The organism is Pseudomonas sp. p99-361, assembly GCF_003935475.1.
GTDB lineage: Bacteria > Pseudomonadota > Gammaproteobacteria > Pseudomonadales > Pseudomonadaceae > Aquipseudomonas > Aquipseudomonas juntendi.
The window spans coordinates 1-5,435 of the sequence record NZ_RHQO01000126.1; the positions used below are offsets into that span (position 1 = coordinate 1).

General features: G+C 62.1%; 6 protein-coding genes. All 6 read left to right on the forward strand.

Translation table 11 applies throughout. The annotated features are described in order from the left end of the window. Nucleotides 1-209 precede the first annotated feature (209 nt). On the forward strand, nucleotides 210-1,241 hold the full coding sequence (pstS, locus tag EGJ22_RS25575; RefSeq protein ID WP_029886671.1) for a phosphate ABC transporter substrate-binding protein PstS: 1,032 nt from the start codon (nucleotides 210-212) through the stop codon (nucleotides 1,239-1,241). Between the two features lie 69 nt (nucleotides 1,242-1,310). Further along, nucleotides 1,311-2,279 carry a phosphate ABC transporter permease subunit PstC gene (pstC, locus tag EGJ22_RS25580; protein WP_009681760.1) on the forward strand — a complete coding sequence of 323 codons (969 nt, stop codon included), beginning with the start codon at nucleotides 1,311-1,313 and terminating at the stop codon, nucleotides 2,277-2,279. Continuing rightward, on the forward strand, nucleotides 2,276-3,169 hold the full coding sequence (gene pstA / locus EGJ22_RS25585; protein ID WP_009681761.1) for a phosphate ABC transporter permease PstA: 894 nt from the start codon (nucleotides 2,276-2,278) through the stop codon (nucleotides 3,167-3,169). The genes pstC and pstA overlap by 4 nt, the downstream gene beginning before the upstream one ends. A 78-nt stretch (nucleotides 3,170-3,247) precedes the next feature. Next, nucleotides 3,248-4,009: a phosphate ABC transporter ATP-binding protein PstB gene (pstB, locus tag EGJ22_RS25590; protein WP_050492221.1), complete on the forward strand. Its 762-nt coding sequence runs from the start codon at nucleotides 3,248-3,250 to the stop codon at nucleotides 4,007-4,009. A gap of 91 nt (nucleotides 4,010-4,100) precedes the next feature. After that, on the forward strand, nucleotides 4,101-4,799 hold the full coding sequence (locus EGJ22_RS25595) for a hypothetical protein (protein WP_054913052.1): 699 nt from the start codon (nucleotides 4,101-4,103) through the stop codon (nucleotides 4,797-4,799). After that, a partial coding sequence (locus EGJ22_RS25600) for an HAD family hydrolase (RefSeq protein ID WP_223809593.1) occupies nucleotides 4,799-5,435 on the forward strand: 637 nt, incomplete at its 3' end. The genes EGJ22_RS25595 and EGJ22_RS25600, both read left to right, overlap by 1 nt.

A 5,435-nucleotide genomic window follows, 5' to 3' on the forward strand; every position in this document is an offset into this window, starting at 1 on the left:
CTCACAGGCCTCACTGGCCCGAAACAAACGTAGGAGCGAGCGCAGCTCGCGATGCGCCGCGCGGGCGGCGCTCGATCGCACAGGCGCTGCATACCTTGTGGCAAACACCTGTCCGAATCAGGATCAACCAACGGCCTGCCTTTCAATGGTCACAAAGCTGTAACACAGCTGATGCAAAGTGTGCCGGCCATCACAAGGAGCGCTTTTCGATGATTCGCCTGATGAAGTCTGCTGCACTCGCCGTTGCCGTTTCGCTTTGCGCCACTTCCGCTGCATTTGCTGCTGAAAACGTACGCCTGACCGGTTCCGGCGCCAGCTTCCCGGCACCGATCTACCTGACCTGGTTCAAGGATTTCAGCAAGAACACAGCGGGCGTTACCGTTGATTACCAATCCAAGGGGAGTGGCGCGGGCGTTCAGGACTTCCTGAACAAGACCGTCGACTTCGCCGCCAGCGACTCGGCCATGAGCGAAGCCGACATCGCCAAGGTTGCCGAAGGCGTCCAGTTGCTGCCGATGACCGCCGGCGAAATCGTCCTGGCTTACAACCTGCCCGGCAACCCCAAGGGCCTGAAGTTGCCGCGCGATGTTTACTCGAACATCTTCCTCGGCAAGATCACCCAGTGGAACGACCCGAAAATCGCCGCGGCCAACCCGCATATGAAGCTGCCTGACCTGCCCATCACCGTGGTGGTACGTGCCGACTCCAGTGGCACCAACGCCGTGTTCACCAAGCACCTGTCGGCCATCAACGCCGACTTCAAGAGCACCTTGGGTGAGGGCAACACGGTCAACTGGCCAGCGACCGACAAGTTCATCAAATCGCCGAAGAACGACGGGGTGACCGCTACCGTTCGCCAGACCCCAGGTGCCATTGGCTACATCGAGTACGGCTTCGCCAAGCTGGCCAAGGTGGACTTCGCTGCCCTGGAAAACAAGGCTGGCCAGTACGTGGTGCCAAATGCCGAAAGCGGAGCCCAGGCCCTGGCAGCGGTGAAACTGCCGGAAAACCTGGTCGCCAACCTGCCCGACCCGGAAGGCGCCAAGTCCTACCCGATCACCTCCTACACCTGGATGATCTTCCGCAAGGACAACGGCAACCCGGCAAAGGCCAAGGCCATGCGTGAGATGGTCGAGTACGGCCTGACCCAGGGCCAGAAGATTGCCGACTCGATGGGCTACATCCCGCTGCCGCCATCGGTTGTCGACCAGGTGCGCAAAGCGTCTGCAAACATCCAGTAACACCCAGGCGCTCCCGGCAGCGGCATGAAGCCATGCCGGGGGTGTTTGTCCCTTGTCCCGGAATACGCCATGAACACACCTTTTGCCATACCGGATAATCCCGATTCCGCGTGCCAGCCACCGTCTACGAAAGACTTTCTGGTCGACCGCACCTTCCGTGCGCTTGCCCGTATCGGGGTGGTGCTGGTACTGGCGCTGGTTTTCGCGCTGGTCTACGAAGTGGGCCGCAAGGCACTGCCAGGCATTGAAAAGCACGGTTTCGACGTGCTCCTGGGCAGTGTCTGGGATGTCAACCAAGGCAAGTACGGTATTCTGCCCGCGATCTGGGGTACGCTCTACAGCGCCTTCATCGCCCTGTTGATTGCCGGTTTCTTCGGCGTCAGCATGGCCATTTTCCTCACCCAGGATTTCCTTCCGGCCAGGCTTGCCGCGGTGTTCCGCACCATCGTCGAGCTGCTCGCCGCCATCCCCAGCGTGGTCTATGGCCTGTGGGGCATCTATGTGGTCATCCCGGCCATTCGCCCCCTGACCACCTGGTTGAACAGCGAGCTGGGCTGGATTCCGTTTTTTGGCACCTCCCTCAGCGGGCCCGGCCTGCTGCCGGCCGCACTGGTCCTGGCGATCATGATCCTGCCGACCATTGCGGCCGTTTCGCAAGACGCGCTGACCAGCGTGCCGATGAAAACCAAGCAGGCCGCCTACGGCATGGGCACCACGCACTGGGAGGCCATCCTGAAAGTGATGGTGCCTTCTGCGGCCACCGGTATCTTTGGCTCGCTGGTGCTGGGCCTTGGCCGGGCACTGGGCGAAACCATGGCGCTGGCCATGCTGGTGGGCAATGCCAACACCATTTCCGTGTCCTTGTTCGCCCCGGCCAATACCCTGGCAGCGCTGCTGGCGCTGAACTTCCCGGAAGCTGGCCCGAACGAGATCGAAGTGCTGATGTATGCGGCACTGGTACTGATGTTCATCACCCTGCTGGTGAACGTGCTTGGCTCGATGATCATGCTCTACGCCCAGCGGGGGAATAAACAATGACCAACCTGACAACCCCTGCCGCCGCGTTGCCCAGCTTGCAGCGCCGGCTCGAAGGCCGCGCCCTGCGCAGCCTGGTATTGACCATCCTGGCCTGGTTGGCCGCGTTGCTGGCCAGTGTGCCGCTGATTTCCGTGCTGTACATGCTGATCACCCGCGGCGGTGCCCGCCTGAACCTGGAGGTGTTCACCGAACTGCCGCCGACGGGGTTCGAGATGGGCGGCGGTTTCGGCAACGCCATGGCCGGTACCTTCGTCATGGTCGGCATCGCTGCCGCCATCGCGGTGCCGGTGGGTATCCTGGCCGCGGTGTTCCTTGCCGAGCTGGGCCCGGACAGCAAGCTGGCCAACGCTGCAAGGTTTGCCGCCAAGATGCTCACCGGCCTGCCATCGATCCTGGCCGGTGTGTTTGCCTACGCCCTGGTGGTGATGACTACCGGCACCTATTCGGCACCGGCAGGCGGGGTGGCACTGGCGGTGCTGATGCTGCCCATCGTGGTACTGACCGCCGAAGAGGCGATGAAGATGGTACCCAAGATCATGAAGGACGCTGCCTACGGCATGGGCTGCACCCGTGCCCAGGTCATCTGCAAGATCGTGCTGCCCACCGGCTTGCCGGCCATTCTCACCGGTGTGATGCTGGCCGTGGCCCGTGCCGCAGGTGAAACCGCGCCCTTGCTGTTCACCGCGCTGTTCAGCAACTACTGGATCTACCACAACGGTGACCTGGCGGTGATGAATCCCACTGCCTCGCTGGCAGTGCTGATCTACAACTTCTCCGGCATGCCGTTCGACAACCAGCTGGAGCTCGCCTGGGCGGCCTCGCTGGTGCTGGTCATGATCGTGCTGGTCATCAACATCCTTAGCCGTGTATTCGGCAAGCCCAAGTATTGAGAACAGGGAGCATCCATCTTGAACGTATCCACCGCACAACGTGCCGCTCCCGTGGCCAGCGAAGCCACCCCCATTGTCATGGACTGCAAGCTGGACAAGATCTTCTACGGCAACTTCATGGCCGTGCGCGACAGCCATGTGCCGATCCGCAAGAACGAGATTACCGGCTTCATCGGCCCGTCCGGCTGCGGCAAGAGCACCGTGCTGCGTAGCCTGAACCGCATGAACGACCTGGTGAAAGGCTTCCGCTTCGAGGGCCACGTGCACTTCCTGGGCCAGGATGTGTATGGCAAGGGCGTAGACCCGGTAGTGGTGCGCCGCTATATCGGCATGGTGTTCCAGCAGCCCAACCCGTTTTCCATGAGCATTTTCGACAACGTTGCCTTTGGCCTGCGCCTGAACCGCTACAAAGGGGACCTGGGCGACCGCGTGAAACACGCCCTGCAAGGCGCTGCGCTGTGGGACGAAGTGAAGGACAAGCTCAAGGTCAGCGGCCTGTCGTTGTCCGGCGGCCAGCAGCAGCGCCTGTGTATCGCCCGGGCCATCGCCACCGAGCCGGAAGTGCTGCTGCTGGACGAGCCGTGCTCGGCACTCGACCCCATTGCCACCCGCCGCGTGGAAGAGCTGATGGTCGAGCTGAAAAAGGACTACACCATCGCCCTGGTGACCCACAACATGCAGCAGGCGATTCGCGTTGCCGACACCACGGCGTTCTTCTCGGTCGACATTTCCCAGGGTACCCGTACCGGCTACCTGGTCGAGATGGGGCCGACCGCGCAGGTCTTCCAGAACCCGCGTGAACAACTGACCAGTGATTACATCAGCGGCAAGTTCAGCTGACCCATCGCTGTACAAGGGGGCGGTGCTGCAACCAGGAAGGTGGCAGCACCGCCCGCACAACCTTTGGTTAAAGTGTTACCCAGGATTTCCAATGCAACCGATGCGTCGATTAGATCTGTCTGCGGTAGAGCGCGCTCTGCGCGAGGTGCAGGGCCGTTTTGCCGAGCTGAGCCAACACTTCACCGAACCGCGGGACCCGTTCACCGACGAGGTGCTGCTGAATGTGGTTGAAGGCTACGCGCTGATTGACGACTATGTCGCTCGCGGAATAGACCTGTTCGACCTGCAACAGCTGAACCTGATGCTGGAAATCAATGCCACGGTGCTGTGTGGCCGTGACCCGGCCCGGCGCGTGGAGTTCGCGGCGCACCTGGCGGCGACCGAAGCGCATTTTTTCAACAATGTGGAAGGTGGCATCAAGGACTTGCACAACTGGTATTGCGCCTACCGCAGCGATTCGATCTGGAAGCGGGCAGCCGGTGTGTACGTACGTATCCTCAGCAAGCCACAGCTGTTCATCGAAGGTAACAACCGCACCGGCTCGCTCATCGTAAGCTACCTGCTGATGCGTACCGGGTTGCCGCCATTCGTGCTGTCGCTGGACAACGCCGAGGGCTACTTCAACCCGTCCTCGGTCATACGTAATTCCGCCAAACACGGTGTCAAGGCTTTGTACGAACTGCCCAAGATCAAGAAAAAGTACGCCGCGTTCCTCGAAGCCAAGGCGCCTGCGCCCGGCAAGTTCTTCCTGGGCGCCACCGCGGTGCCTGTTTGCGCGGGGGGGCGCTGATGCAACCGTTCACCCTGATAGAGCGCGGGCGGCAGGCCATCGAGCGCAAGCTCAAGCGTGGCCAGGTGCGCATTTCGTTCGATATCGACGACACCCTGGCCTGCCAGCCTGAGCACGCGGCTGCCGAGCACAGCAGGTTGCCGGGCTTCGTCCACCGCTGGCTCGGTGAGCCCCTGCGCAGCGGTACCCGCGAGCTGATTCGCGACCTGCGCCGCCAGGGCTGCAGCATCTGGATCTATACCTCGTCCGGGCGCACCCCAGCGTACATCCGCCGCTGGTTGCTGCTGTACGGCATTCATGTCGACGGGGTGGTCAACAGTGACCGCCACCAGCACATACTGGCGCGGAATGGGCTGGCGCATTCCCCGTCCAAACTGCCGTCGGCCTTCGATATCGACCTGCATGTGGATGACTCCGAAGGCGTGCGGCTGGAAGGCGTGGACCATGGTTTCCGCGTTGTGGTGGTGTGCCCGCAGGATAAGCACTGGGCGCAGAAGGTCAAAGCCGCAGCGGTGGACGTGCAGGCCCGCCTGGCCCGGCAGCAGCCGCACCGCTACGAAGCGCCTGTGAGATCGAGCGCCGCCCGCGCGGCGCAATCGCGAGCTGCGCTCGCTCCTACGTTTGTTTCGGGCCAGT

Excerpts from the sequence above, each read along its gene's own strand:
- pstS (WP_029886671.1), top strand. The coding sequence starts at position 210 with ATGATTCGCCTGATGAAGTCTGCTGCACTCGCCGTTGCCGTTTCGCTT.
- pstC (WP_009681760.1), top strand. The coding sequence starts at position 1,311 with ATGAACACACCTTTTGCCATACCGGATAATCCCGATTCCGCGTGCCAG.
- pstA (WP_009681761.1), top strand. The coding sequence starts at position 2,276 with ATGACCAACCTGACAACCCCTGCCGCCGCGTTGCCCAGCTTGCAGCGC.
- pstB (WP_050492221.1), top strand. The coding sequence starts at position 3,248 with ATGGACTGCAAGCTGGACAAGATCTTCTACGGCAACTTCATGGCCGTG.
- EGJ22_RS25595 (WP_054913052.1), top strand. The coding sequence starts at position 4,101 with ATGCAACCGATGCGTCGATTAGATCTGTCTGCGGTAGAGCGCGCTCTG.